Below are 25,832 nucleotides of genomic sequence, written 5' to 3' on the forward strand. Positions count from 1 at the left end.
AAACCCGTTCTGACTCGACGGTACTGTGGAGACTGTGATTGAGGAAAGTTTCATCAGCTCCCGCCGACCTTCGCCTCTGGGAGGACGTAAGCCGACGAAGGACGACCTCGCAGAGTTCGCCACCGACGATCCCGATGCCATCGATGATGTCCTGCCCGGGCGTCCGGGAGAGCTGTCGATGCTCATCGTGGGAATCAACCCTGGGCTGTGGACCGCCGCGGTCAATGCGCCCTTTGCCAGACCGGGCAACCGCTTCTGGCCCTCACTGCATCAGGCGGGTCTGACCGATCACCTTGTCGATGCCTCACTGGGCCTTGCCGCCGCAGATGAAGCACAGCTCTTGGCCCGGGGCATCGGGATCACCAACCTCGTCGGTCGGGCCACCGCCAGGGCAGATGAACTGGACAATCAGGAGCTGCGCGACGGGGCGGCCCGATTGGTTCACCGACTCGACGACATCCGCCCCAAGGTGGTCGCGATCGCAGGAATCACCTCGTTCCGAATCGGGTACTCACAGCCCAAGGCCCAACTCGGCTTACAGGACTCGTCACTCATCGAGGGGTGGCCCGAGGACATTCCGCTGCACGTCGTCCCCCAGCCCAGCGGCCTCAATGCCCACTACCAGGTGCCTGATCTGGCCCGAATCTGGCGGCAAGTGTGGGAGAGCATCGAAGCCTGACCGGGCTTACAGCCCAAGATTGCCGACCGTGGCACGAACGTGGAGCCTCGCTTCTAGTGTGGTGGAGCGAAATGCTCTCGGCAGCGCGCGACATAGGCTTCGAGGCCGCCGATATGGCTGGCATCGATGTCTGTGGCAGGAGCGTCCGACTCGTCATCTGTGTGCCCGGGTGCGCCCACACGCTGGTGGAAGACCGCGTCTCTGCCGCAGATTGTGCACACTGCTGTCAGCTTGAGAACGTCTTCGGCCACGGCCATGAACGTCGGCATCGGTTCGAAGGGATCACCGTCGAACGTCACACTCAGCCCTTCGACAATGACGGTGGCACCGCGTTCGACAAGTTCGAATACGGTCACCACGAGGTCCGGGCCGAAGAACTGCGCTTCGTCGATGGCGATCAGATCGTAGTCCTCGGCGTGGGCCACCTCCGCGAGGGACTCGACGTCGCCGACGGGCACGGCGGGGATATTGACACCGGTGTGCGAGGTGATCGCCGACAGCGTCGAACGGGTATCAAGAGAGTGGCTGAGGACGAGGACGTTGACCCCGGCGATCTTTGCCCGCCGGACCCGGCGCATGAGCTCCTCAGACTTTCCGGAGAACATGGGGCCGGCAATGACGTCGAGACGACCTGCCTGCCGTGGCGAAGCAACGGGGTTCATAGGCATGGGGCCAGCCTACGCCGCGATCCCGTCGTACCGATATGGGTCACTCAACTTCGATCAGCTCGCGCATGCACCGTGTCAGCACGTCACCACGGTCAACCGTCACCGCGGTCAGTCGTCGACAGAGACTTTCTTTGATTCGACGTCGACGGAAACCTCGATCTCCTCGTCATCGTCATCGAAATCGAACTGGTATTCGATACGATCGTCGTCCGAGTCGAGCTTCCACCCGTCGAGTCGGCCTGAGGCCTTCTCCTGAGCTAGCTTGAGCGCCTCATCGAAGGCCATCGGATCCTTGAGATCGACCGCCTTCTCCTTGTCATCCGTGGAGTCCTTCTCCACGTCGACGACATCGCCGGTCTCAGCATCGATCTCCACGTCGAATTCAGTTGTGCCGTCGATGATCTTCACCTCGTACTGCCAGGCCTCGTCGCGATCATCGAAGTCGAGTTCGATGGCGTGGACGTCGCCGTCCTTGGCCTCCTTCTTCGCCGTAGCGATGGCGTCTTCGGGGGCCACAGATGGCGATTCCTTGCTCAGATCAGCATCCTGGGGCAGTCCGGCGGATGCCGAGGCAGACGAGTCGTCAGGGCTCGGGTCCCCTGTCGTCGACTCTTCAGCACCGTCGTCGGCCGATTCCTGGGCCCCGGCTGTCTCTGCTGTCTGACCCTCACCTCCTGGTGCCTGATCGGCGTCCGATTCTCCGCTGGAGCAACCGGCGAGGGCGAAGGCGAGAATCATGGTCCCTGCGGCGGCCCGTGTGGCCAATCTCTGAGTCTTCATACCGCCACCGTAACAACGGGCGAGGCTTTCTGCCCCCTTGCTAAGAGGATTCTCATGCTGGTGAGGGGCCTGGTCAGTCCAGACAGAACTCGTTGCCCTCAGGGTCGGCCATGACGATGAATCCGGTCTCCATCGGCGGGTTGGGGTCAACCCGCTCGAGTCGTTGAGCACCCAACTCCAGCAGGCGCTGACATTCGTCTTCCAATGCCTGCATCCGTTCGTGGTTCTGCAGCCCGGGAGCCGCACGGACATCGAGATGGACCCTGTTCTTGACGGTTTTGCCCTCGGGCACGATCTGGAAGAACACCCGGGGGCCGCGTCCGTTTGGGTCTTCGATCGCGGCTCGGAAGTCTTCTGGTTTCATGTCGATGCCCATGCCGGCGATGAATTCCTTCCACGCGGCAAAAGGATCGCCACCGGCTTCAAGTTTGACTCCCGGCGGGCCGGGCACGACATATCCGAGTACCTCGGCCCAGAAGGTGGCCTGCCCGATCGGGTCATGACAATCGAAGGTGATCTGAACTGCGCGACTCATGGCGTCTCCTCATTGAGATAGTTCAATCAAGGATACCTGCTTTTGCGGTGTGGTCACTGCCCGGTTCTGCCGTCGATGCATTCGCGCAGCAGGTCCGCATGTCCGCAATGCCTGGCATATTCCTCGATTCGGTGGATCTGGAGCTCCCGTACCGCGATCTGTGATTCACCGAGGCGGGTGCCCAGGTCTTCGTACTTCGCGACCTCGGCATCGGTGGTCGCCTGTTCGGCTGCGAGGTCTGACCAGGTCCTTGCCAGCATGTCCGCATCTGCGCCCGACGTGCTGAAGGCCGCGTCGAGGCCACCGTAGAGTGAAGGTCGTGTCTCGTCCGCAGTGATCCAATTGCACCAGTCACGTTCGACCTCGACCATGTGTCTGAGCAGCCCGAGCAGAGACATCATTGATGGTGGAACCGACCGCATCGCCAGCTGCTCAGCGTCGAGCCCCTCGCACTTCATCCTCAAGGTGGAGCGGTAGTCACGGATGAACTCGAGCTGCGTCTCGGCCTCACCATCGGGGCTCCTGCCGTCGGTATTGCGCGGATCGTCACCGGGGTCGACCCACATGTCCGGGTAGACGCTGGCTTTGTCCATCGGTTCGGAGTTGTCGACATATAGGCATTCTGCGCCTCCGAGGAGGCGTTGACCAGGCTTGTACGGAATCCGGCCTGCAGAATTTGCACCGATTGTCGACGCCCGAACTCGGAGCCCGGATGCACTCTACCGAGGTGAGAGTGTCCACTGTTCGGTCAGTGGAAACAGGCTCGGCACATCTTCGCGCACCATCTGCCCGAAGTGCAGCGCTCCACCGAAGAGCTTCTCAATGGCATTCACCGCATGCAGAACACGATCCCTGGACAGTGGGGGCAGCAGCTCGCCGTGTTTGAGATACCCCTTCAACGATCCGGTTGCCGCCATCTTCAGTCCGAGTCGTCCAGCGATCAGCCAGGTGATGCATTCGGCTTCGAAGCGGACCTGCCGTCCGTCGATGTCAGTTTCGCTGGCAGAGATTCCCAGCTTCGGGAATTCTCCACGATGGCCGGCATAGACCAGGGCAAGCTCATAGAGGACATGTCCCAACATCACCGTAGGACTCTGCGTCTTCGGAAGCCCGGGCAGATCCAGACCCTTGCGGTGCAGGACATCCATGACGAGACGATGCCCGTCCCAAGTGGGTGCACCGACTGCCTTGAATGGGCTGATCGAGGAGTCGGGAACTGGTGGGCCGTGGGTGTCTTCGACATCGTAGACGAAGCGCACGGGAGCAAAGGGGTGGAGCACGATCAGCGCCACTGCATCGTCAGTGAGCAGCCTGCCGTACTTCTGCTGCCAGGCGTGTTCGGTTTCGACAAAGATCGCTCCGGCATTCTGCTGTGCGATGAGGGCTGCGTTGAACGCCGCAATCTGCGGAAATCGGCGGACGAAGCCCAGCAGTTCATCCCATGGCATCACGGATCTGTGGCTGCCGGCTTCGGCATACAGTGCATCAAACGAATTCACGTTCTTATCCATGACCTCACGCTACGATGCGGCACTGACACGGCAGACTCAGCGGCACGGGACCTGGTCATGCGACACGGACCGCGCTTAGCATCAGCAATAGGACGCTCCGGGGGCGCTCACCAGCGAGACGATCCCACTCGAGCTCGGCCCAGGAGGACGACATGACAGTTGGCGACAACAACCTGACGATCCGCATCGGACCTGATGAGCTGGTCATCCGCCAGCGATATCAGGTGCTGAGCATCATCAACGATGTCCTCATCGGCATCTGGTTCCTCATCGGAAGCTTCATGTTCTTCTCCGACGAGTGGGTCTTCACCGGCACCTGCCTGTTCGTCCTCGGCAGCGTTGAGATGCTCATCCGTCCTGTCATCCGCCTGATCAGACACCTGCACCTGCAGAAGATCCGCGGACCCGAAACCCCGACTACGGACTCCACATACGACTTCTGAACCGCAGAGGACTCAGCCGGCTCATTCGCACCAGGGCGTGCCACCTGTCTGCCGGTCTTCATAGAGTCGGCCCCTGTCCACGGACAGGATGCGATCGGCGGTTTGCGCAGCCCATCGTCGGTCGTGGGTGGTGGCAAGGACGGACCCACCTCGGCGAACGAAGTCTTGAATGAACTTGTTCAGTCGACCGATGGCCTGGCGGTCCCTGCCTAACGTCGGTTCGTCGAGGAGGAGGATCCGAGAGCCCACGATGAGTGCCGCGGCCATCACCAGATCCTTGCGGAGGTCGATGCTCAGATCGTAGGGATGGGTCTCGCTCACTGCTTCAAGCTGTGCCTGCGCCATCGCCGAAGCCACTGCCTCCTGCCGTTGGGCTCTGATGGCTGTTCTGTTCCGGCGCCTGTGGGTGGGCAACGGGGCCGAGCGTGTGAGTTCCTCACGCACGGTGGCAGCCGAGAGCTGGCTGCCCGGATCCTGCCCCACCCACCCGAGGTGGGCGGCTCGCTGATGTGCTGGGGTGTCGCCGAGGCTGACCGCCCTCCCGTCATCATCGACCGTGATCGCGCCCGTAATGTCGGCGCCACGCTCGAGGAGACCAGCCAGGCTGCGCAGGAGAGTCGACTTTCCCGCACCGTTGGGACCCATGATCGTCACGATCTCACCGGTTGCGACATCGAGGTCCACATGATCGAGGACGGCGGCACCGGCTCGGGAGACCGTCAGGTCGCGCACGGAGAGCGCAACAGCGGTTGGTGCAGATACCTCAGCCTGTTCGACACGATCCTGTTCTCGTGTATCCCAGATTCCTTCGTGGTCGCAGTCCCGGACAGTCAGTCGTCGTTGTCTCGCATGTAGGCGTCCGGATGCCAGAACGCTGAAATCACGGCAGGCGGCAGCAACTTCGTCGAGCTGATGAGCGGTGATGAGCACCGTTCCTCCGGAGGTGCAGTAGTCCTGCAACACGTGGCCAAGGCGACGTCGAGCGTCCGGATCCAAGGACAGTGAGGGCTGGTCGAGGGCCAGCAGCGACGGTCGCTGACTGAGCAGCCCGGACAGAGCCACGAGCTGCCGTTGGCCACCGGACAGGGTCTCGAGTCGTCGTCCCCACAGGTCGCCGATGCCCAGCGAGTCCAAGGTCTCTCGTGCACGCTTGTCGACCTGTGTGGCCTCGTCACCGTGCAGCCGTCCCGACAGCTGCACTTCATCGCCGACGAGGCTCGTCATTCCGCTCAGCTGAGCCTCGGGATCGTCACCGAGCATCACCGCCGTCCCTTCGAGGCGGACCTGCCCGACGCTGGTTCCGCGCTCGCCCAACAGTCCTGTGATCAGTCGAACCAATGTCGAGGCGCCGGCGCCCACTGGCCCGAGGATCGCATGCATCTGCCCCGGCTCCAGACGAAGATCGATGCTCGTCAACGCTGGCCGGGTACTTCCGCGGTAGGTGAAGCCTGCCCCGATCAGTTCGAGAACCACCGTTTCAGACACCTCCGATCAGCTGGTCGGCGGTAGGCAGGGGCAGGACACCGGCCACGGAGCACACGACGAGGACGACGGTGATGATGGGGACGCCTCGGCGCAGGAGCCATTGGTCCGGCCCGTCGCTGTGGTCCTGCAGTGATGTCGCTGCTGTCGATTCAGTCAGGCCGCGTTGCTCGAGCACTTCGTGGCGCTGTTCGACCTCGATGAGCACGGAGGTGAACAGGCCGGTGACGATGCCCGGGAGCAACGTCGTGCGGACCCTCCAGCTGCTGACATCCCAGCCGTGACTGGCGCGCGCCTCCACGATCTGCTGCGTACGGGCACGGATGAGTGGGACGAGGCCGATCGTCGAGGCGCAGATATAGGCCACGGAGGTCGGCAGCCGAAGTGCCCGCAGCCCGTCGAACAGGCGTGCCGAGTCGGCCCCGAGGCCGAAGAGCGCGCACAGGGACACGAGCGCAGCGACCCGCAGCCAGATCTGGACCGCAATGGCGAGCCCTTCGACTGTGAGCCTGGCCGGTCCCAACTGCCACAGCACGATCACCTCGGCGCCGGGGTAGAACAGGCCTTGGACGACGCAGAGGACGAGCAGCGTAGGCAGGCACACCACACCGACGCCGATCACCCAGGAACGCAGCCTCACTGTCGGTGAGACCGTCGCGGTGATGAGCGTGGCGCCGATGATGGTGATGGGCACGACCGGGGACGGGATGCCGAAGACGAGCAGCAGAGCGCATGCGAGGACGATGATCTCTGTGGCTGGATGCCAACGGCGGGTGGCCTGCTGTTCCCGGTGGAGAACAGTCGCGGGCATTCAGCCGACCCGCACCGCTGCTCGGGAGCTGCGCGCACGACTGTGGTCGGTGAACGGATAGCGGTCACGGATCCGGCGGGGCAGTGTGCGCACGATGACGTAGGCCAGAGCGAAGATGAGTGCCTTGTCGATGATGTCGGAGAACAGGCTCTGCGCCAAAGTCGCATTGAGCATCTCCAGGCCCGCGGCCTGCAGGACGGCGACAACGCCGCCGGTACCCGAGCCGAGTCCGCCGCCGAAGACGTAGGCGGCCACGGGTGCCCCGAGAGCTCCGGCAGGGATTCCTGCCAGCGCACCGGCGATGACGGCGAACCAGGGGGTACGGAAGGCTCCGAGCCGCGCAGCCCAACCGGCGGCTGCACCGATGAAGGCCGCACCAGAGCTGAAGGCGATGACGCTGGGGCTCAGAGTCACACCCCAGATGAGGTTCGAGATGATGCCGGTGAATGCTCCGGCTGCGGGACCGGCGAGGACGCCGATCATCACGGTCCCGATCGAGTCGAGGTAGAGCGGAATGGGGGTGATGGTCCCGACGACCTGGCCGATGACGATGTTGGCGGCGATGGCCACGGGAATGAGGGCGAGGATGCTGCGCGGGATGAGCGGGAGTGTGCCGGCTGCGAGGAGGAGTCCCCCGGCCAGGTAGCCGAGCATGACCCACAGTGTCGTGTGGCCCAGGTCGGTGCCGAGATTGGCCGGCTGCGTCAGAATGACGGCAAGGTAGGTGCCGAGGATGACGATCGTACCGAGAAACGTCAGTGTCAGGGGCAGTGTGTGGCTCTTGAAGCTCTTATCGCTCTGGGTTTGTGCGGGACCGACGGTGCGTGTCGGCCCCTGCCCAGACTGCTTGGGCGTCATGGTCATGTTGGGGTCCTTTGCTCAGGGTTTCGCCGAGGTGGTCGAGGAAGGTCTGCGCATCGATCGTGCGGATGATCTCGGCGTTGACGCCCTTCCCCCACCGTCCCAGCCAATCGGCGACGGTTTCGCCACGTGTGAGTTTACCGGTGAGTTCGACGTCGACGGGCGCACAGATCGTGCTCGCCCAGGGCAGTGTGCCTCGGGTTCCGTTCGCAATGGGCTCTTCCCTGCCCGCCGAGGTGGGTCTGCCCTGGTCTCCGCGTGCCCATTCGAGTGCGCAGGCAAGGACGAAGGGGTCATGGATGTGTGCGATGTATCCCAGACCGTCCCATTCATGGAATTCGAAGTAGAACCGCAGAGCTTCTGCCATCTGGGCCAGCCAGGCATCCCATGTCCCACCAGCAGCAGATGATTCTCCTGCCCTCTCGTGGAGTGACGCAGCTCTGTCGAGGATTGTGCTCAACCGTGCGGGTGTCATCTCAAGCGCCTCAGTAGCTTCGATGGGGGCGATGACCGGCAGCGCTCGATGAGTGCCCTGGCTGTGGGCGTGGTCGAAGGCGTTGATGACGGTCGCCGTCGCCTCGGGATCGAAGGTGACGTTCCACTCGGTGGTCGGGTGGGTGTTGCCGCGATAGTTGAAGGCTCCGCCCATGATGAAGAGACGGCCCATCAGGCGGGGCAGTTCGGGCTCGATGGCAAGGGCCAGGGCCAGGTTCGTCGCCGGTCCGATGACGACGCCGATGAGCTCCCCGGGGTGAGCACGTGCCGCGTCGACCCAGGCCTGCGCGGCGCTGGTGGAGCTCGCCGTTGCTGTTGGGGTGGGAAGGTGCGCGTAACCGGCCCCGGTGGGGCCGTGCGTGAGGTCGGCGTATTCAGGCTCTGCCGGGGATCCGTCGACTGGATCTCGGGCGAGGTCGCCGACGGACCAAGCTGTGGGGAACTCGCTTCCCGGGTGGATGGGGATGTCCGTGCGCCCGGCAAGTTCAAGCCAGCCTTGAGCGTTGACGCTGACCTGTGCAGTGGAGACATTACCGCCTGAGGCCGCGATGCCGATGATATCGACATCGTCTTGGCACAGCAGGTATCCGAGGGCGATGGCGTCGTCGATTCCGGGATCACAGTCGAGGAACAGCGGCAGGTGTGGAGGCATGTGCCCTATTCTGCCGGAATCTCGTCTCGCTGCTCCTCACCACCGACTCATTCGCACCCAGTTCGGGCACGGCTGTGTCGAGCCTCGACGTACGAACTGGCAGCACAGATAGAAGATCTTTGCAGGCGGTTCGTTGACGCCGAACTCCTCACGCAGGTCGACCGGCTCGTGGGATTCGAACCCTGTGCCGATGTCTGCACCGAATGCTGCCCCGGTGATCCATGGACGTTCTGAGAAGGTGTAGGCGTTGTTGAATACCTCGCAGTCACAGCAGCAGGCGCCCATGCTTCCCAAGCGTTCCATCAGCGCTGTGGCCCGAGGAGCTGTTCGGTCCCGAAATGTCAGGGCGAAGCGATGTGTTCCGTCGCAGCCGAATTCGCCGAGCTGGCGAAAGACGTAGCAGACCAAGCATTCGCCTGCCCTCGGTGTGAGGATGCGGGCTGAGGCTGCATCGACGATCGTTCTGACTTCTGATTCCATGGTGTCTTTGTCCATGCGGCAACGATTCCAGACGGCACTGACATGAACTGATGGCAAAGTCTGTCTCTGAACTATATGCGTACTATTCGTGCTGATGAGGGACCCGAACGGTCGTGTGCGCATAGAATCGAGCCCATGAGCATTCTTGTCATCGGTGAGGCTCTCATCGACATCGTCAGTTCGGCCGGATCACCGGATCGGTATGCTCCGGGCGGTGCGCCGGCGAATGTCGCTCTCGGCCTGGGGCGCCTCGGTGCCGATGCCGAGCTGCTCACCGATGTCGGAGATGACTTTCACGGTGGGTTCCTTCTGGCTCACCTGCGGGAGTCGCACGTCCGTGTGCATGCACGCCCGACCGGTTCGACCTCGACGGCACGAGCCCTGCTGTCGACGGACGGCTCTGCCGAATACGAGTTCTCACTGCGCTGGGACCCCGATGCGTCACTGGTCGACAGCGGCGAATGGACGGCAATTCATGTCGGCTCGATCGCAGCGTTCCTCTCCCCCGGTGCCGCTGCGGTCGATTCTCTCCTCCAGCGTGGAGGAGACTCCTCAGCACTGCTGAGTTTCGACCCCAATATCCGGCCCTCCATCATCGGAGACCGACAACTGGCGCTGGCTCGGTTCGAGTCACTTGCTACACGTGTCGATGTCGTCAAGCTCAGTGATGTCGACGCGGACTGGCTCTATCCCGGACAGAGTGCCGATGCCCAGATCGATCGGATCCTTCGCCTCGGGGCCAAACTGGTCGCACTCACCTGCGGATCGCAGGACTCGATCCTCTCGACCGCATCGTCGAGGGTGAGAGTTCCGGCAGGAGCAGTGAAGGTGAGGGACACGATCGGTGCCGGAGATACCTTCATGGCTTCTCTTGTGCACGATCTGCAGGGCGCAGGCAGCCATTTCGAGAACGTGGATGAGGTCGTGCTCGCCGACCTCGGCGAGAATGCCTCACGACGGGCGGCCATCACCGTCAGTCGTGCTGGAGCGGACCTCCCCTGGGCCGGCGAAGAAGGCGCCTAACTGCTCGATGGCGATTCGGTGACCGTTCCGGCTGCCGTCGATCATGTCGGCGCCGACGAACGACACCACCTGGTTCACGATCGTCACCAGCGTGCTTGCGGGGACGTCGGTGAAGGACCAGGTGACCACCCCTGTGGCGAGAAGCTCGTCCCCACGCCACACCGTGTCGGTGTGAACGGCAAAGTTCTCCACTTCGACGTGGATATAGTCGATGGCCGCACTGAACTCGAGCCCTTCGGGGCTCCCACAACGATATTCCGCACGGCCTCCGGTCCGGAAGTCATCGCAGTCGTAGAGGACCCTTTCGCCGGCTGGGGCACTCCACTGCTGCCTGGCTTCGGTGTCAGCGAAGGCCTCCCAGACGTCCCCGCGGGGACGTGCGATCTCCGTGCTCAGTCGAATGGTGTCGGTCGTGGGATTCATTGGAGCTCTTGCCTCACTCACCGGAGAAGACGATTCGATTGCCGTCTGGGTCAGCGATCTGCAGAATCCGCTGTCCACCGCCCGGCTCTGGTCCACCGTAGTCGACACCAGCAGCCGTCAGCCGCTCAGCAAGTGCACCGATGTCCGACTCCGCGATCACCGCGGTCGAGTATCCTGCACGCTGCGGCTCGGCCCAGACCTGGACTCCGAACTCGCTTCCGAAATGCCATTCGAGCAGTCCCGGCATCGGCGAGGCATCGGGGTCACGTTCGAAGACCTTCGAGTACCAGTCGTGCGCCTGGTCCTGATAGTTGACGATGATGCTGGCCATCAGTCCGGTGAACATGATCGCTCCTTTGAGATCGATGAGTCGATTCCATACGCAAAGCAATTGCATAGTGCAACTACTCACTCCATAGAAGCACACAGCCCCGGCTCAGACAAGGCCTTCTACGCACTCACATTCCAGATGGCGTCAGTGAGAAGCAGCCCCAGGCGAGGAATGCGAAGGTCAGAAGATTGATCACATCTTTCCGAGCGCAGCCTCATACTCGGCCTGCAGACGCTCCGAAGCCCGTGGCCGAGGTGATTCAGGAAGGACAGCGCCGAGGTGGGCCTCCCGAAGTTCGTCCATGAGATCATCGACCAGCTCGGGCGACTCAGCGAGAATTCGGGATCTCACCGTCAGCTCGGGAGAGGTCGGGCGGTGGTTCATTCCCCAGGTGCCGAGTGCGACCATGACGGGCACGACTTGGATCCCCGCCTCGGTGAGGGAATAGGCGGCCTTTTGACCGCGAACCGTGTCCGCCCGAGTCAGCAGGCCTTCGTCGACCAGCTTCTTCAGACGGCTGGAGAGCATATTCGAGGCGATTGACTCGTCGTTGAGCGTGAGGAGCTCGCGGAAATGACGCCGATTGCCGAAAACGATGTCGCGGAGCACGATGAGGCTCCAGGAATCACCGAGGACTTCGACGGCCGCATTGATCGCACAGCCCGAGCGCGGTTCGCTTCGCAATTCATCCTCCCAAGTGGTTGCAATCAGCAATCACTACATTCTACGCTTGACTCAATCATCGCTGACAATCACATCGGAGTGATCATGGTTCGAGTACGCGTCCACAGTCAATTCGTCTCACTCGACGGCTATTCCGCCGGTGACTATGTGACGTTCGACGAGCCGATCGGCGGTGCCCAAGCTCTCTTCGGCTGGTTCGACGGACAAGGAATCGAAGGGATCGGCGGAGTCGATGGACCCGTGACACTTGATCGTGCGCTGTTCGCGATGTGGGGTCAGGGCATCGGCGCCGAGATCATGGGTCGGAAGAAGTTCGGGCCGCAGGAGGGGCCGTGGCCCGATGATGGGTGGCGCGGCTGGTGGGGCGAGGAACCGCCGTTCAAGACTCCGTGCTTTGTCCTTACTCACCATCCTCGGGAGTCGATGGAATTCCCCAATGGGACGAGCTTTCATTTCGTCGATGCCACCGCCGAGGCGGTCCTGAGTCAGGCGGTCGACGCCGCGAACGGCCTTGACGTGCGCATCGGCGGTGGTCCGTCGACCATTCGCCAATTCCTCGCCGCCGACCTCATCGACTTCATGCATGTGGCGATCGTGCCGATCACGCTGGGCACGGGGGTTTCGCTGTGGGAGGGCATCAGCGGCATCGAAGACCGCTTCACGATCGAGACCATCGGCTCATCCAGCGGGCTGACGCACCAGCTCTGGAACAGGAAAGATCGAGGGTGACAACGTCGTAAGAACGACAATGGGGAGACCGAACGCTGAGTTCGATCTCCCCATCTGTGTGTCGCGAAGTCTATGTGTTGCGAAGCCTTACTTCACAGCCTCGGCGATCGGGGTGTCACCGTCGTAGAAGTTCACGGTCTCTCGCTTCGCGGCATCGTTGGCGATGACATGGGTCATGACATCGGCGACGAGTTCACGTGAGGTCACTCGGGTGTCACTGTCCGGGGTCGTGCCGTCGACGTCACCGGAGTCATCGGCCAGCAGCACGCTGCCCGTCGACGGCTCCGAGGTCAGACCGCCGGGCCCGAGGATCGTGTAATTCAGGGAGCTTGCACGCAGGTGCTCATCTGCTCCGTGCTTCGCTTCAACGTAAGGGTAGAACGAGCTCTCCGGGTCGACCCGGTCGAGGTCGACGCCCGCGCTGGCATAGGACACGATGACGTAGCGATCGACTCCCGCTTGCGCGCTGGCATCGATGGAGCGTTTCGCTGCCTCAAGATCCACAGCACGGGTCCGGTCAGGATTGCCGCCGCCGGCGCCTGCCGAGAAGACCACGGCCTTTGCTCCGGTAAAGAGCTCCGCGAGCTTGTCCGTCTCCGCCGATTCGATGTCGAGGACGACAGCGTTTGCGCCTGCTGCCTCGACTTCGGCGCTCTGATCCGGGTTGCGGATGACGGAATCCACCGAGTATCCGGCTTCTTTGAACTTGGGTGCGGCCATGAGTGCGATCTTTCCGTGGCCTCCGAGAATGACTACGCGGTCTGCATCAGACATGTGTTCCTCCTTCGTCGGTGTGCTGGTGGCACTGTCATTGGGAACAGCCCCGAATGGCGGCGATTTATTCCACACCGGGTATTCTCATAGCCATGTCGAGGCCCCTGAACACTGCTGCTGCCCTGCATGCCATGGATCGTGGGCGAAGTGTCGTCGTGGGAACCTCGTCCCGGAAACTCATCGTCATTCTGTGCTTAGCACTCGTGATTGGCGCGGTACTCGTCGGACTCTCGGTCCTCATCGTCTCGGGCAGTGTGGAACGCAATGTCAGCTGGGTGCTCTTCGCCTTCAATCCGCGGATGTGGGCGTTCGCTATCGGCATCGTCGGCTGTCTTGTCGTGGCTCCGATCGCAGTCGGTTATCGCCTCCGCCGGGCAGATGCGCTCGTGGTGTCCAATGCCGGTCTCGTGGAGTCCCACCGAGGGGCGGTTCTGCCGGCGTCGTTCGTGTCGTGGAATGAGATCGAACGGATCACCCTCGACACGGTCACCCCGAGGCCAGGACCCAAGTACGTCATCTACTACCTGACTCGAGATTCCGTCCAGCGACGTGGCCGCACCGGCCTCTTCGCTCGACGGATCACTCTCCGCAACGGTTTCGAGTTCTCACACAGGCAACTGTTTGAGCTCTTAACTGCAGCGCACGCACGGTATGCGAGGCAGATCCGATGATTCGCCCATAACCAGGGGTCCCCTCAATCGGACTCACGTCCCCATCGCCGAGGTTGCACTGCGATTCCGCTGAATCCTCCGTGGTTCACCGGCCGAAGAGACGTCCGAAGAACCCAGGCCGCTTTGCACTGCCTTCTTCCCCGGTCTCTTCGCCTTCGAGGGCACCGGGGTCTGTCGTTTCTCCCTGCTCCTCAAACGCGTCGTACGCGGCTCCAACTAGAGCGAAGACGTCAAGGTCTGGGGACAGCCCGGCCATCTCTGGAAGTTTCTGGATCAGGATGTCACCGTCGACTTCGATCTCAGCCTCGGCCGGTTCACCAGTTCGGGTCTCATCGTCGCCGTCGTCGGCCGTGATCAGCCAACGCGATTCTCCGGGGACAGGTTCGCCGACGTCAATCGTCGTCTCCCCGTCCTCGTAACACAGGTGACGCACGATTTCGCCGTTGCTCACCACGGTGAATTCGCTGAAGTCGACACTTGAAACGGTGGCGGCGAAGTGGACTGTGCCCGGTATGCCGAGTCTGCCCTCGTCTGCGGCGGTCGTAAGCGACTCGCCGCCGTCAAGAATGATCGTCGATCCACCCTCCCTGACCACGCAGGCACGGGTGTCAGATGGAGTGAGCAGAACAGCCTCGGCGGTGATCTGCCCCCCCCCCCCCTACAGGGACGAGATTGAGCGTTTTCACGGTGTCGTCAGTCAATACGGAATCGGCGATGAGGATGGCTGTATTGAATCCCATGATGCCAACGTACCAATTCTTCCCTGCCTCTCCTGCACGTTGATGCAGCCAGTGGGCTTTATGCTTACGCACCGTGCCGATCGGCTTGTTGGCCTTCGTCGCTGGCGAGGTCGCCGGATGGACGCGAGTTGTTCCCCGGTCAGCTCTTCCCGGAATCGCAGAGAATCGGGCACTCGCACGGCTGCTGGGTGACGCAGCTGACGCCTGGTGGGTCCCAGCCGGCCAATCATGCGGCGGTCCCCACCCGAACATGTGGTCCCTCCTGTGAAGGAACGCCGCCGGCGTCCTCTAACGTAGTCACTATGCTTCGACGCCTTGCCGCCCGCGCCTTCTGGACATTCAGCCGCTGGAAGCTGGTCACCCAGCCTGCCCCGAATCGTCCCACCGTGCTCATCGGCGCCCCTCACACATCCAACTGGGATTTCGTCCTCATGCTCTCGATCGCCTGGACTCAGCGAATCGAGATGCATTGGCTGGGAAAGCACAGTCTGTTCAAAGGCTGGCGTGGACCGATCATGCGCGGGCTCGGCGGCATTCCAGTTGACCGTTCCGATCCCAGCCGTATTGTCACCGAGGTGATCGAACGTGTCCATGCCGGCGAGGTCTTCGGCCTGGTCGTCACCCCTGATGGCACTCGCGGTGGACATACTCATTGGAAGTCCGGTTTCTATCGGATTGCCGAGAAGACCGGCATGCCGGTCACACTCGGCTACGTCGATCGGACCACGATGACCACCGGGCTCGGACCCACGATCGACATCACAGGTGATATCGCTGCCGATATGGATCGCATCCGTGCCTTCTACGCCGATAAGTCAGGTATCAGGCCGGAAAAGCAGGTTGTGCCGCGACTGTGTGAAGAGCTCGAACTCTAAATTGAGATCATGAACGGCTCGTCTCGCACTGCATCCTCCCTGCTTGCAGCACTCAACCGCCACCGGGAGAAGCCGGCTCCGCTCAGTGCATTCAAGGTCGTCGTCGACCGTTTCCTCGACGACGGTGAATTCGTTCATCTCGCGCTCGAAGGAAACGGGTGGACGTGGGTCGATCCTCTGATGCTCGTCACCGATCGACGCGTTCTCCTGCTTCGCAGTGGTGTGCTCGGCTTCTGGCGCAAGCGGGGTGAAGTCGCTGCCCGTGACGTCTCAGGAGCGACGTTGAAGGGGGCCATGTTCTCCGGCAGAATCATCGTCAGCTCTCATCGCGGCACGTTCCTCCGCATGATGTACAACTGGGAGATCAACGCACGGGAGTTCGTCGACTCCCTCAACCAGATGATCTCCGGCGGCCACCGCTGATCGGCACATGAGGAGACCAATTCCGTGGATGACCTGAGAGTCCCTGCCGGCCCCGGCATACCCGTCGGACTCGTGGTCCCAGCAAGAGATCTCGCGGAGCAGTTCTCGCGTTCGTCCGGACCCGGTGGGCAACACGTCAACACCTCAGACTCCCGAGTTCAACTCAGCCTCGACCTCGGCGCGACCACCGCACTGACCGAGACGCAGCGTTCCCGGGTGCTCGAGCGCCTCTCAGCCAGGCTCGCGGGCACCGTGCTGACGGTCAGTTCCGAAGGACAGCGCTCGCAGCTGAGGAATCGCAATGCCGCCAGGCAGCGACTCGCCGAGCTCCTGCGAGAGGCACTCGCCCCACCCGTGGAGCGCCGCGCCACCAAACCATCACGGAACTCGCGCCGCCGCAGAGTCCGGACCGAGCAACGTCGTTCCGAGATCAAGCAGAACCGCAGACGGCCCCGATTCGACTGACATCTTCGCCTGGTGACATGTGCGATCACGAAGAGCACAATGGGCCTTATGAACAGCATTGAGATCCTCACCGATTTCGCCCACCGTCCTGTCGATGCAGCAAATAATCTGCCGGCACTCTCCGCCGATCAGCTCAACGCCCACCCCGGTGGCCATCCCAATTCGATTGCCTGGCTGCTCTGGCACAGCGGGCGTGAGGTCGATGTCCAGCTCTCCGACCTCACTGGTGACGAGCAGGTGTGGATCAAGTTCCGAGATCGCTTCGAACTCGGAGAACCCGGCGATGCGGTCGGTCTCGGGCACACACCCGAGCAGGCGGCTGAGATCAAGGTCGATGATCAGCAGCTGCTCATCGACTATGTGGAAGCCACGCTCAGTGCGCTGGGCCGCTACGTCGGTAAACTTTCGGAGACCGACCTCGGCGAAATCATCGACGAGAACTGGACTCCCCCGGTCACTCGCGGGGTGCGCCTGGCGTCGATCATCGATGACGCTGCCGTTCACGTCGGTCAGGCCGCCTACGCAGCAGGTGCCCTCAACCATTCACACTGAATACTGAGGAAGTTCAAACGAAACGCTGACGTTGATACACTGGAGGACAGCAACGACTGAACTTCAATTTGTCTGCGCAATGACGCAATGACGAAAGGCACACTTGATGAGTCCCGTCCTCCTGATGGTGATCGGTCTCGCGATCCTGGCACTCGGATACCTTGTGTATTCCAAGTACCTCGCGAAACGCGTCTATCGCCTGAATGACGATTTCCGCACACCCTCCCACGAACTTACCGACGGGGTCGACTACGTCCCCACGAACAAATTCATCCTCTGGGGCCACCACTTCACTTCGGTTGCAGGCGCCGCGCCCATCGTCGGGCCAGCCGTCGCGCTGATCTGGGGCTGGGTGCCTGCGTTCCTCTGGGTCACACTCGGCACTGTCTTCTTCGCCGGTATGCACGACTTCGGCGCGCTATGGGCCTCAGTTCGCAACAAGGGCCAGTCAATCGGTGCGCTGTCCGGCCGCTATATCGGCAAACGCGGCGCTGGTCTGTTCCTGATTGTAATCTTCATCCTGCTTCTGATGGTGATCGCAGCATTCGCTGTTGTCATCACGGGACTCCTCATCTCCACTCCGACCGCGGTCATTCCGACGTGGGGCGCGATCGGCGTTGCTCTGCTCGTCGGCGTGGCCGTATACCGTCTGCGTATGCCGTTGGTGGCGGTGACCATCGTCGGCGTCGTCGCGCTCTACGGACTCATCGTCCTCGGCGATGCTGTACCCGTGGTCCTGCCGGAGACCTTCCTCGGCATGACGCCGACTGTATTCTGGATCCTGACGCTGTTCATCTACGGAGCGTTCGCTTCTCTGCTGCCGGTGTGGGTGCTGCTGCAGCCGCGCGATTACATCAATGGCGTGCAGCTGTTCATCGGACTCATCCTCCTCTACGGGGCTGTGGTCATCGGCATGTTCGTCGCCGACGGTGCCCACGACATCGTGACCCCGGCCATCAACATGAATGTCCCGGAGGGCACCCCCAGCATCGTGCCGCTGCTCTTCGTCACAATCGCCTGTGGCGCTATCTCAGGTTTCCACGGCATGGTCTCCTCAGGAACCAGCTCCAAACAGCTGGACAAGGAGACGGACTCCCGTTTCGTCGGTTATTTCGGCGCAGTCGGTGAGGGCCTCCTGGCTCTGGGAACAATCATCGCGATCTCCGCCGGACTTCGCACCGTGGCTGAGTGGGAAGAGCTTTACAGCAAGTTCGGTGAAGCCGGTGTGCAGTCGTTCGTCCAGGGCGGCGGCATGCTCATGGAATCCGGTCTGGGCCTGCCTGCGTCATTGAGCACCACGGTGCTCGCCACGATGGCAGTGCTGTTCGCCGCAACCTCGCTCGACACCGGATTCCGTCTCATGCGATTCGTCGTTCAAGAGATGGGCGAACGCGTCAACCTCAGGATCGGCAAGTACACGGCGACAGGAGTCGTCGTCGTACTCGGCATGGGCCTCACATTCTCACAGGGGCTGGGAGGAGAAGGCGGTCTGCGCATCTGGCCGCTCTTCGGTACGACCAATCAGCTGATGGCATCGTTGACGTTGATGATCCTCGCGGTCATGCTCATCCGAAAGCGGCGCAATCCGTGGCCGGCGCTCATACCGTTGGCCATCGTATTCGTCATGTCGTTCTGGGCCGCGATCGACCAGCTCTTCAGCTTCGCGACCCCGGGAAGCGCGGACTGGCTGCTCTTCGCCATCGACTGCATCATCATCGTCAGCAGCGTGTTCGTAGCGATCGAAGGCATCAGAGCGATCATCCGAGCTCGATCGGACCCGCCGGAGCCCGAGGACGCCGACGAGAAGATCGAAGCCGTACGCGAAGAGGTCTGATCCTTGCCCGATGACAGCGGTATGAACGCGGCCCAGCCCTGGACGAAGGAATTCGCCCAGCGCTGGGCCGCGTTCCGCGACGGCCTGGAGGAGTTCTACAAGGGACCGTACCGTCAGATGTTTGCCCGGGAGAAGCAGAATGAGGACGACTTCTTCACCCTGATCGTTCTGGGCGAGGCACTAGGTGTACCGGATCCTGCCGCCTACTACACTGCGGAGTTCCTCCCCAGCCTCTACCAGGACTTCCATGCCTGGCATCGCCGCATGGGCATGCCCGACTCTCCTCTGGACCACATCGCATGCTGTTGAACTCGATAGACGGTCTTCGCGTAGTCTTCGTCGGCGGAAAGGGCGGTGTCGGCAAGACCACGGTAGCTTCGTCCCTGGCCATCGCGCATGCGCTCAAGGGACACCGCGTCCTCGTCGTCTCCACGGATCCGGCGCACAATCTCGGACATCTCTGGGACCGTGAGGTCGGCGATGCGCCCGAGCGGCTGATTGCCTTCACCGACGGTGATGCTTCCGGCGGCATCGTCGATGGAATGGAGATCGATCCGAAGGCCACGCTCGAACGCCATCTGGCTTCCGTCGAACGCACTATGAGGCGGATGCTGCCCGAACGCATGCGCCCTCATGCGCAGCGTCATCTCGCCCTCGCGCGGGAAGCGCCTGGCAGCTTCGAATCAGCGGTCCTCGAACGGGTGGCCGACGCAGTCGCATTGGGCTTGGAGGAGTACGACCTCGTCGTCTTCGACACAGCTCCGACCGGCCACACGCTCAGGCTCCTCACCCTGCCCGCGCAGCTGACGACCTGGACCGAGTCGCTGCTGAAGAATCGTGATCGCTCAGAACGCTACTCCGCGGCGATGCGCAGCATCGCGGGCACCTCCAGCGCTGATCCCGCCGCCGAGGCGGATGCTGAGCTCCGTCGCACGCTCATTCGCCGCAGAGACCGTTTCGAGAATCTGCGAAAGGTCGTCACTGACCGTTTGCGCACCGGATTCCTCGTCGTATTCACTCCCGAGAGGATGCCGGTTGCGGAGACCTTGGAGCTGGCGGAATCGCTCAAGGACATCAAAGTTCCGTTGGCGGCGCTCGTCGCCAATCGGCGTTCCCCCTCGGACGCGGGGCAACTGCTCAAGGATCGCCGTGACGTCGAAGACTCACAGATTGAACGAGTGCGGCAGATGCTGCCCGACATCCCTCTGTCCGAACTCCCGTTGGTGCCAGGAGAATTGGTTGGACGCCAAGCTCTGACAAACTTCGCACGATCGCTGTCCTGAGCACGATCAAGGCTCAGCAGTGTCGTTGATTGCGCGGAAAGTCGGTTCCGGGCGGGTTCAGCGTATAGTCGAAGGCGGAGCTGACTCTGGTTCCCCAACGATGGGAGGCCGGATGACCGGCACCGCTCACATGACCACTGCCGACTCCACCGCCTCGGCGAATGATGGACCACCCACCAACGGTCTCCTCACCCTCGGCCTGCTCGCCGAGTCCTCGATGGAGAACGAACGCCGACTCCCGATTCACCCTCACCACCTCGATCGCATCGACCCCGAAGTGCGAGCTCGCATGATCGTCGAACGCGGCTACGCTGAGGACTTTCAGCTGGAGCCCGGCTACATCGAGTCTCGGGTCGGACGAGTCGCGGCACGTTCCGAAGTGATTGCGGCCGCTGAGGTCCTCCTCCTGCCGAAACCGCAGGCTGCGGACGTCGAGGCGATTCCCGAAGGCCGCGTTCTGTGGGGCTGGCCGCACTGCGTGCAGGACGTGGCCATGGCGCAGACCGCGATCGACCGCCGGCTCACACTCATCGCATTCGAAGCGATGAACCATTGGACTCGTCAGGGAGACTTCAGCCTGCACGTCTTCCACAAGAACAACGAACTCGCCGGCTACTGTTCTGTTCAGCACGCGTTGAGCCTTCGAGGTTCGACCGGTGACTATGGTCCACGAATGAGTGCGGTCGTCATCGGGTTCGGTGCCACCGCCAGAGGAGCTGTCACTGCGCTGAAGGCCCAGGGAATCTACGACATCCAGGTCCTCACTCAAAGAGGGGCCTCGGCAGTGGGTTCGCCGATTCACAGCGCGCACATCACCCAGCTCAACACCGGCGACGGTCCGACCCACCTGTCAACTGTGGTCACGGACAATGGCGACGTGCTCCTCCCGACCTTCCTCGCCTCACACGACATCGTGCTCAACTGCACGCTCCAAGACGTTTCCGCGCCGATGACCTACCTGCGCACCGAAGATCTGAAGGAGTTCGCTCCCGGCAGTCTCATCATCGATGTCTCCTGCGATGAGGGCATGGGCTTCGAATGGGCAAAGCCCACCGGGTTCGAGAATCCGATGTTCACCGTCGGACAAGGCGTCAACTACTACGCCGTCGATCACACCCCGTCGTACCTGTGGAACTCGGCGACGTGGGAGATCAGCGAAGCGATTCTGCCGTATCTGCGCACAGTTCTGGAGGGGCCGGATGCGTGGTCACAGGTCCCCACCATCTCCCGGGCGATCGAGATCCAGAACGGTGAGATCAAGAATCCGAGCATCCTGAGTTTTCAGAACCGGGAGTCTGAGTACCCCTACGCCCAAATCGCCGAGGTGGGCTGAGTCCACGATCTCGAGCGGGACTGATTCACGTGCTCGGTCTCAGGCTCTCCACGATGGCCTTCGCCCCTTGCTCCCCTGCCTTCGTCGGCAGGAGGGCATAGACGTGCAGCTGGCCTTCGCCTTCGTGCCACTCCACCGGCACTCCGGCGGAGCGAGCTTTGTCCTTGAGCACATGCGCATCCGGGTTGAGCACGTCTCGTGTGCCGGTGATGATCGTCAGCGGCCCGAGTCCGTCCAGGTCGCCGTACAGGGGGCTGACCACCGGGTCGATAAGTTCGTCTTCTCCGCTCCAGTGCTCAGCCAGGATGCGGCCACCGGGACGGCCCAGCCAGGGGTCGGAGGGTTGGACCACATCGATCTGCGGATTCTTCCACGTCAGGTCCAAGGCCGGAGCCAACAGCGTCGTGGCCGGCAGCGTCACGCCCTCGTCACGAAGCCGCAGGGCTGCGGACAGCGAAATCTGGCCGCCGGAGGAGTCTCCGGCCAGCCGCACCTGATGATCGGAGTCGAGTTCGACTCGAATGAGTTCAACGACTCCGTCGCGGACCTCGCGGGCGGTGCCGAAGGGCAGAAGTGGGTAGATCGGGACGATGACGCGCTGGTTCGTCTCACGAGCGATACGGGCGATGAGCGTCCAATGCTGGGGAGCGATCTCGTTGACCCAACCTCCGCCGTGGACGTAGACGACAACAGACTTCGGTGCAGCCCTGTGGCTGGCGGGAGCCGTTGGTTCAACGTCATAGACCGGCCACCCGTTCGGATCGGGCAGGCGACGCTTCACTCGCACACCCTCCAAACGAGAGGGCGGACCGTAGGAGACTGGTCGGAGAAAGCGCTCAGCGATGCGTCGGCGTGCTCCGTCCTCAGTCACGAATGGACGGTTCGCGCCGGTGGCCTTGAGATAGACAGGAATGAGCGATTCGGGAAGCAGTATGCGCACGGGTTTCCTTTCGGGTTCAGAGGCGAAGCATGGCGGTCGCGATACCGTCGGTCGCCCATTCCGGTATCTGCGTTCCCATATCCTCGTAGGTCAACAGCTGTGCTGCTGGGATCGCTGCGGCAAGTGCTTGACCATTGCCGACGGGAAAGAATGGGTCCGCCCTGCCGTGGACGACCAGACTCGGTACTCGCAGGTCACCGAGGCCCTCGCGCCATCGTGGTGAACAGTCTATTCGGGAGAAGACCATACCCAGCTGATTCGCCTGGTGGACCGAGGGGTCCGATGTCGGAGTTCGGTCCCAGATCCGAACAGCGATCTCCTGAGCCTGTGCGGGATCGTTGCCCAGAATAGCGGCGCTCTCGGCTGCGTACTCGGCGACGGCGTGACGGTTCGTCCAATCCGGCTGAGGACGCGAGAATACATCGGACATCACCGACTGATCATGGTCTGGCAGGTCATCATCGACAGGACCGGGCGCAACCGGGCGGGTACTCACCAGCGTCAGTGCTGAAAATGACTCCGGATGATCCAGTGCGGCAACTTGGGCGGCCATGCCTCCGACTCCGTGTCCGCCGAGGTGGGCGGATTCCGCGCCGAGAGCTGTGACGAGCTCCGCTGCATCGGCGGCGAGATCTCGTAGGTCATATGACGGGTTCTCCGGGTCCTTTGTGGTTGAAGCACCGGAATCACGCAGGTCGTAGCGAACGACTCTGCGTCCGCCTTCGGCCAGCATTACGCAGAGCGAGTCCGGCCACGACAACATCGTGGTTCCGCCCGCGAGCAGCACGAGGGGATCTTCTTCGCGCCCGAAACTCTCAACTCCAAGTTCGACGCCGTTCACTGTGATGATGGCCATACGGCACGATAGCACTGCGTTCTCGCATCAACGTTTAGCCGCGAATGTACCGGCGTCGGTCGTCGGGTCGGACGCTGTGCCTACGTGCAAATGGACCTTGTTGGAAAGATCGCGAGCACCTGCAGATCGCGAAAAATTGTCCCGTCAGAAATTTGAGCTGTGACATTTCTCACCTGATACTGGTCATACAACGCAACTACCCGCCAGTAACCCGCATGCGGTGTTCCCGGTGGCCACCTTGAGCGTGACCAACTCGAATTCAAGGACTCCGCATCAATGAATGATTCTGCGCTCATCTCTGTCGGCCTGCCCATTGCCCTGGCCATCATCATGTTCGGCCTCGGCCTCTCTCTGACAGTCAACGACTTCCGCCGAGTCGTCCGATCCCCGCAGGCTGCCGGCATCGCTCTCGTCCTGCAGATCCTCGTCCTGCCGCTGATTGCCTTCGGTCTGGTCGTCGGGTTCAATGTCGATCCGCGCCTGGCGGTCGGGCTGATGCTGCTGGCGGCTTCTCCCGGTGGCCCCACTGCGAACCTTTTCAGCCATCTCTTCCGCGGTGATGTGGCGCTCAACATCACCCTCACAGCAGTCAACTCGGTGCTCGCGGCATTCACCATCCCCGTGATCACCAACCTGGCCATCGGCTACTTCGACGCCGACGGAGAGCTGGGCCTGCAGTTGGGCAAATTGATCCAGGTGATGGTCATCGTGCTGATCCCTGTTGCTCTCGGCATGGTGGTACGTCGTTACGCCCGCAGCTTCGCGGAGCGGGCGGACCGACCGGTGCGGATCTTCTCGATCATCGTCCTCGTCGTGGTCGCCGTCGGCGCCCTGCTCGGCGAGCGGGAGAACCTCGTCGACTACTTCCAGCAGGTCGGCCTGGCCACCGGACTCTTCTGCCTGATCAGCCTCACTCTCGGCTACCTCGGCGCCCGTCTGCTGAAGTTGGGTGCACCGCAGGCAATCGCGACATCGATGGAGATCGGCATCCACAACACGACCATCGCCCTGACCATCGCCCTCAGCGTGCTCAACAGCACCGAGGTGGCTATCCCGGCCGTCATCTATTCGATCCTCATGTACATCCTCGCTACGGCATTCGGCTTCGCAATCAGCCGGGGCACACGCACCGCAGCGGCCAAAGAGCCGCAGCTGCAGGGCTAGCGAAGTCGTTCGGACAGGTAGGCCTCTCCGATGCTGAGGTGTCCCTGGCTGCCGATGGAGTTCTTCGCCTTCTGCGAGTAGGCGTGGTTTGCGAGCGGAATCTGCACCGTCTCGACGTCGACTCCACGGTCTCGGGCCGCGTCGACCCATTCGAACTGGTCAGCAGGAATGATGACGTCATCACGCATCGCAGTCATCACGAGTGTCGGCGGGGCCGCAGCAGTCAGGTGCGTGGCGGAATCCGCCGCGGCGTAGCGTTTCGGGAATTCCTCGGGCGTGCCACCCGTGTAGCTGGTCGCGAATATGCGCGAGCCTGTGCCCGCGCCCGGGCCCGCAGGGGCGTTCTCGTAGAGACCAGTCACGTCGAACGCGGGGTAGTCGGTGACAACGGCAGCTGGAGCGGGAACCTTTCCACCGCACGACGACTCGGCGGTACCGTCCGCCGCGGCGCCCGCGGTGTTGGCGACCAGGTTGCCGCCGGAGCTCTCACCCCAGAACGCGAGACGATCCATATCTGCACCGAGCGTGTCGGCGTGAGACTGAATCCAGCTCGCCGCGCACGCCACCTGCGCAGGTGCCTTATTCCAGGTCGCGTTGTCCTTGGTGGCAAGTTCGTACTCGACCGCTACAACCAAATAGCCGTGGTCAGCCAGGGTGCGAAGCTCTGAGCTCACTGCATCTGGTTCACCCGCGATCCAACCGCCACCGTGGACGACCATAATGGTCGGTGTCGAGCCTTTCGCATTCTTCGGCTCGTAGATCGACAAGGACAGGTCGTCCCCCGAGCTTGTCGTGTCGTACACCTCGTAGCGGTCGGGCGACTCCGAATCCATTGCGGAGAGCCCGAACGTCGCAGTGAGCAAGTTGACCGATCCGCCGGCCGAGGTGATGGCGCCGACGAGAACGATGACCACAGCGATGTTCGCGACCGCACCGATCCCGCCGAGCACCGTCGTGACGGTTCCGGTGCGCCGACGATTTCTGCGCACAGCCATGATTCCGACGAAGACCACGATCAAGCCCACAAGAGCCGCTATCGGCGCCACAGTAGGCGCGAACCGAGCGGCAAACGTACTGAGGGACCCAAGCCCGGGAATCAGCGACGCGAGTCCGAAGATCGCAGCGATTGCGCCCAGTATGAGCCCGAGGACGAGCACCACGACCCAGAACGCCTTTGCGACTCCCCCACTTTTCGAGTGCTGTTGCAAACTCGTGCTGTCGGCCATATTCGGTCCTCAACTTTCGATCTTCCAAGTTGACATTCCACCTGCATCAGATCTCATCGTTGCGATCACATGCTGACGCCAGAGGACACTCTAGCGCAGGGCCTGGCAC

The 25,832-nt window shown here is 62.3% G+C and carries 32 protein-coding genes; 14 read left to right on the top strand and 18 right to left on the bottom strand.

Going from position 1 to position 25,832, the window contains the following annotated elements; genetic code table 11:
- The first annotated feature begins 34 nt into the window (after positions 1-34).
- Entirely contained in the window at positions 35-679 is a 645-nt protein-coding gene (locus BAUR9175_RS09295) for a mismatch-specific DNA-glycosylase (protein WP_009883756.1), read from the top strand.
- 53 nt (positions 680-732) lie between these two features.
- Here the strand turns inward: BAUR9175_RS09295 and BAUR9175_RS09300 are convergent, their stop codons facing one another.
- From BAUR9175_RS09300 to BAUR9175_RS09320, 5 genes are all read right to left on the bottom strand, one after another.
- Positions 733-1,341 (bottom strand): thymidine kinase, encoded by a 609-nt coding sequence (locus tag BAUR9175_RS09300; RefSeq protein WP_101583609.1) that lies wholly within the window; start codon positions 1,339-1,341, stop codon positions 733-735.
- Between the two features lie 114 nt (positions 1,342-1,455).
- The gene (locus BAUR9175_RS09305) at positions 1,456-2,127 is read right to left on the bottom strand and encodes a PepSY domain-containing protein (RefSeq protein WP_096162916.1); all 672 of its coding nucleotides are present in this window, start codon (positions 2,125-2,127) and stop codon (positions 1,456-1,458) included.
- Positions 2,128-2,200: 73 nt separating this feature from the next.
- Positions 2,201-2,662, bottom strand: coding sequence for a VOC family protein (locus BAUR9175_RS09310; RefSeq protein WP_009883753.1), 462 nt, complete (start codon positions 2,660-2,662; stop codon positions 2,201-2,203).
- A 53-nt stretch (positions 2,663-2,715) separates the two neighbouring features.
- A complete protein-coding gene (locus tag BAUR9175_RS09315; RefSeq protein ID WP_241211592.1) occupies positions 2,716-3,255 on the bottom strand; it encodes a DinB family protein in 540 nt (179 codons plus the stop codon).
- 126 nt (positions 3,256-3,381) lie between these two features.
- The gene (locus BAUR9175_RS09320; RefSeq protein WP_069599949.1) at positions 3,382-4,173 is read right to left on the bottom strand and encodes a hypothetical protein; all 792 of its coding nucleotides are present in this window, start codon (positions 4,171-4,173) and stop codon (positions 3,382-3,384) included.
- A 152-nt stretch (positions 4,174-4,325) separates the two neighbouring features.
- Between BAUR9175_RS09320 and BAUR9175_RS09325 the strand changes: the two genes are divergently transcribed.
- On the top strand, positions 4,326-4,616 hold the full coding sequence (locus BAUR9175_RS09325) for a YrhK family protein (protein WP_009883750.1): 291 nt from the start codon (positions 4,326-4,328) through the stop codon (positions 4,614-4,616).
- A 21-nt stretch (positions 4,617-4,637) separates the two neighbouring features.
- On the opposite strand, the gene BAUR9175_RS09330 is transcribed toward BAUR9175_RS09325, so the two are convergent.
- The 5 genes from BAUR9175_RS09330 to BAUR9175_RS09350 are packed head-to-tail and all read right to left on the bottom strand — an operon-like array spanning position 4,638 to position 9,412.
- Positions 4,638-6,089: an ATP-binding cassette domain-containing protein gene (locus BAUR9175_RS09330; protein WP_101598431.1), complete on the bottom strand. Its 1,452-nt coding sequence runs from the start codon at positions 6,087-6,089 to the stop codon at positions 4,638-4,640.
- Between the two features lie 4 nt (positions 6,090-6,093).
- Complete coding sequence (locus tag BAUR9175_RS09335; RefSeq protein ID WP_069599947.1) at positions 6,094-6,909, bottom strand: energy-coupling factor transporter transmembrane component T family protein; 816 nt, start codon at positions 6,907-6,909, stop codon at positions 6,094-6,096.
- The gene (locus BAUR9175_RS09340) at positions 6,910-7,773 is read right to left on the bottom strand and encodes a histidine kinase (RefSeq protein ID WP_069599946.1); all 864 of its coding nucleotides are present in this window, start codon (positions 7,771-7,773) and stop codon (positions 6,910-6,912) included.
- Positions 7,700-8,917 carry a nucleoside hydrolase gene (locus BAUR9175_RS09345; RefSeq protein ID WP_069599945.1) on the bottom strand — a complete coding sequence of 406 codons (1,218 nt, stop codon included), beginning with the start codon at positions 8,915-8,917 and terminating at the stop codon, positions 7,700-7,702. The genes BAUR9175_RS09340 and BAUR9175_RS09345 overlap by 74 nt, the downstream gene beginning before the upstream one ends.
- Positions 8,918-8,953: 36 nt before the next feature.
- Positions 8,954-9,412, bottom strand: a complete 459-nt coding sequence (locus tag BAUR9175_RS09350; RefSeq protein WP_180959226.1) for a DUF2695 domain-containing protein — start codon at positions 9,410-9,412, stop codon at positions 8,954-8,956.
- A gap of 120 nt (positions 9,413-9,532) precedes the next feature.
- Here BAUR9175_RS09350 and BAUR9175_RS09355 point away from each other — a divergent pair, with 120 nt between their 5' ends.
- Complete coding sequence (locus BAUR9175_RS09355; protein ID WP_101583612.1) at positions 9,533-10,420, top strand: carbohydrate kinase family protein; 888 nt, start codon at positions 9,533-9,535, stop codon at positions 10,418-10,420.
- On the opposite strand, the gene BAUR9175_RS09360 is transcribed toward BAUR9175_RS09355, so the two are convergent.
- The 3 genes from BAUR9175_RS09360 to BAUR9175_RS09370 all read right to left on the bottom strand — a co-directional run bounded on the left by BAUR9175_RS09360 (position 10,349) and on the right by BAUR9175_RS09370 (position 11,888).
- Entirely contained in the window at positions 10,349-10,843 is a 495-nt protein-coding gene (locus tag BAUR9175_RS09360) for an SRPBCC domain-containing protein (RefSeq protein WP_101583614.1), read from the bottom strand. The genes BAUR9175_RS09355 and BAUR9175_RS09360 overlap by 72 nt on opposite strands.
- A gap of 13 nt (positions 10,844-10,856) precedes the next feature.
- Positions 10,857-11,189, bottom strand: coding sequence for a VOC family protein (locus BAUR9175_RS09365; protein ID WP_101583616.1), 333 nt, complete (start codon positions 11,187-11,189; stop codon positions 10,857-10,859).
- A gap of 177 nt (positions 11,190-11,366) precedes the next feature.
- Positions 11,367-11,888: a winged helix-turn-helix transcriptional regulator gene (locus tag BAUR9175_RS09370; RefSeq protein ID WP_257944301.1), complete on the bottom strand. Its 522-nt coding sequence runs from the start codon at positions 11,886-11,888 to the stop codon at positions 11,367-11,369.
- A 54-nt stretch (positions 11,889-11,942) separates the two neighbouring features.
- Between BAUR9175_RS09370 and BAUR9175_RS09375 the strand changes: the two genes are divergently transcribed.
- Positions 11,943-12,587 (top strand): dihydrofolate reductase family protein, encoded by a 645-nt coding sequence (locus tag BAUR9175_RS09375; RefSeq protein WP_069599941.1) that lies wholly within the window; start codon positions 11,943-11,945, stop codon positions 12,585-12,587.
- 87 nt (positions 12,588-12,674) lie between these two features.
- Here the strand turns inward: BAUR9175_RS09375 and BAUR9175_RS09380 are convergent, their stop codons facing one another.
- Positions 12,675-13,361, bottom strand: coding sequence for an SDR family oxidoreductase (locus BAUR9175_RS09380; RefSeq protein ID WP_101583617.1), 687 nt, complete (start codon positions 13,359-13,361; stop codon positions 12,675-12,677).
- A gap of 92 nt (positions 13,362-13,453) precedes the next feature.
- Here BAUR9175_RS09380 and BAUR9175_RS09385 point away from each other — a divergent pair, with 92 nt between their 5' ends.
- Positions 13,454-14,032, top strand: a complete 579-nt coding sequence (locus BAUR9175_RS09385; RefSeq protein WP_035278964.1) for a hypothetical protein — start codon at positions 13,454-13,456, stop codon at positions 14,030-14,032.
- Positions 14,033-14,117: 85 nt separating this feature from the next.
- Here the strand turns inward: BAUR9175_RS09385 and BAUR9175_RS09390 are convergent, their stop codons facing one another.
- Positions 14,118-14,627 (bottom strand): hypothetical protein, encoded by a 510-nt coding sequence (locus BAUR9175_RS09390; protein WP_096158607.1) that lies wholly within the window; start codon positions 14,625-14,627, stop codon positions 14,118-14,120.
- 447 nt (positions 14,628-15,074) lie between these two features.
- Between BAUR9175_RS09390 and BAUR9175_RS09400 the strand changes: the two genes are divergently transcribed.
- The 8 genes from BAUR9175_RS09400 to BAUR9175_RS09435 all read left to right on the top strand — a co-directional run bounded on the left by BAUR9175_RS09400 (position 15,075) and on the right by BAUR9175_RS09435 (position 21,537).
- Entirely contained in the window at positions 15,075-15,647 is a 573-nt protein-coding gene (locus BAUR9175_RS09400; RefSeq protein WP_009883736.1) for a 1-acyl-sn-glycerol-3-phosphate acyltransferase, read from the top strand.
- A gap of 9 nt (positions 15,648-15,656) precedes the next feature.
- Entirely contained in the window at positions 15,657-16,070 is a 414-nt protein-coding gene (locus BAUR9175_RS09405) for a PH domain-containing protein (protein WP_069599938.1), read from the top strand.
- Positions 16,071-16,094: 24 nt separating this feature from the next.
- On the top strand, positions 16,095-16,535 hold the full coding sequence (gene arfB, locus BAUR9175_RS09410) for an alternative ribosome rescue aminoacyl-tRNA hydrolase ArfB (RefSeq protein WP_101583619.1): 441 nt from the start codon (positions 16,095-16,097) through the stop codon (positions 16,533-16,535).
- A gap of 48 nt (positions 16,536-16,583) precedes the next feature.
- A complete protein-coding gene (locus BAUR9175_RS09415; protein ID WP_069599936.1) occupies positions 16,584-17,087 on the top strand; it encodes a mycothiol transferase in 504 nt (167 codons plus the stop codon).
- Between the two features lie 106 nt (positions 17,088-17,193).
- Complete coding sequence (locus BAUR9175_RS09420; RefSeq protein ID WP_009883732.1) at positions 17,194-18,921, top strand: carbon starvation CstA family protein; 1,728 nt, start codon at positions 17,194-17,196, stop codon at positions 18,919-18,921.
- 3 nt (positions 18,922-18,924) lie between these two features.
- The gene (locus tag BAUR9175_RS09425) at positions 18,925-19,230 is read left to right on the top strand and encodes a cory-CC-star protein (RefSeq protein ID WP_307722866.1); all 306 of its coding nucleotides are present in this window, start codon (positions 18,925-18,927) and stop codon (positions 19,228-19,230) included.
- A complete protein-coding gene (locus BAUR9175_RS09430; protein ID WP_096146804.1) occupies positions 19,221-20,204 on the top strand; it encodes an ArsA family ATPase in 984 nt (327 codons plus the stop codon). The genes BAUR9175_RS09425 and BAUR9175_RS09430 overlap by 10 nt, the downstream gene beginning before the upstream one ends.
- Before the next feature lie 112 nt (positions 20,205-20,316).
- Positions 20,317-21,537: a N(5)-(carboxyethyl)ornithine synthase gene (locus tag BAUR9175_RS09435; RefSeq protein ID WP_101583620.1), complete on the top strand. Its 1,221-nt coding sequence runs from the start codon at positions 20,317-20,319 to the stop codon at positions 21,535-21,537.
- A 25-nt stretch (positions 21,538-21,562) separates the two neighbouring features.
- Here the strand turns inward: BAUR9175_RS09435 and BAUR9175_RS09440 are convergent, their stop codons facing one another.
- Positions 21,563-22,477: an alpha/beta hydrolase fold domain-containing protein gene (locus BAUR9175_RS09440; protein ID WP_101583622.1), complete on the bottom strand. Its 915-nt coding sequence runs from the start codon at positions 22,475-22,477 to the stop codon at positions 21,563-21,565.
- Between the two features lie 16 nt (positions 22,478-22,493).
- Positions 22,494-23,333, bottom strand: coding sequence for an alpha/beta fold hydrolase (locus tag BAUR9175_RS09445; protein WP_096160942.1), 840 nt, complete (start codon positions 23,331-23,333; stop codon positions 22,494-22,496).
- 276 nt (positions 23,334-23,609) lie between these two features.
- Between BAUR9175_RS09445 and BAUR9175_RS09450 the strand changes: the two genes are divergently transcribed.
- Positions 23,610-24,497 (top strand): bile acid:sodium symporter family protein, encoded by an 888-nt coding sequence (locus BAUR9175_RS09450; protein WP_096160941.1) that lies wholly within the window; start codon positions 23,610-23,612, stop codon positions 24,495-24,497.
- Here BAUR9175_RS09450 and BAUR9175_RS09455 read toward each other — a convergent pair.
- A complete protein-coding gene (locus BAUR9175_RS09455) occupies positions 24,494-25,723 on the bottom strand; it encodes an alpha/beta hydrolase (protein ID WP_096158604.1) in 1,230 nt (409 codons plus the stop codon). The genes BAUR9175_RS09450 and BAUR9175_RS09455 overlap by 4 nt on opposite strands.
- Positions 25,724-25,832: the final 109 nt, after the last annotated feature.

This window comes from Brevibacterium aurantiacum, assembly GCF_900169065.1.
Lineage (GTDB): Bacteria > Actinomycetota > Actinomycetes > Actinomycetales > Brevibacteriaceae > Brevibacterium > Brevibacterium aurantiacum.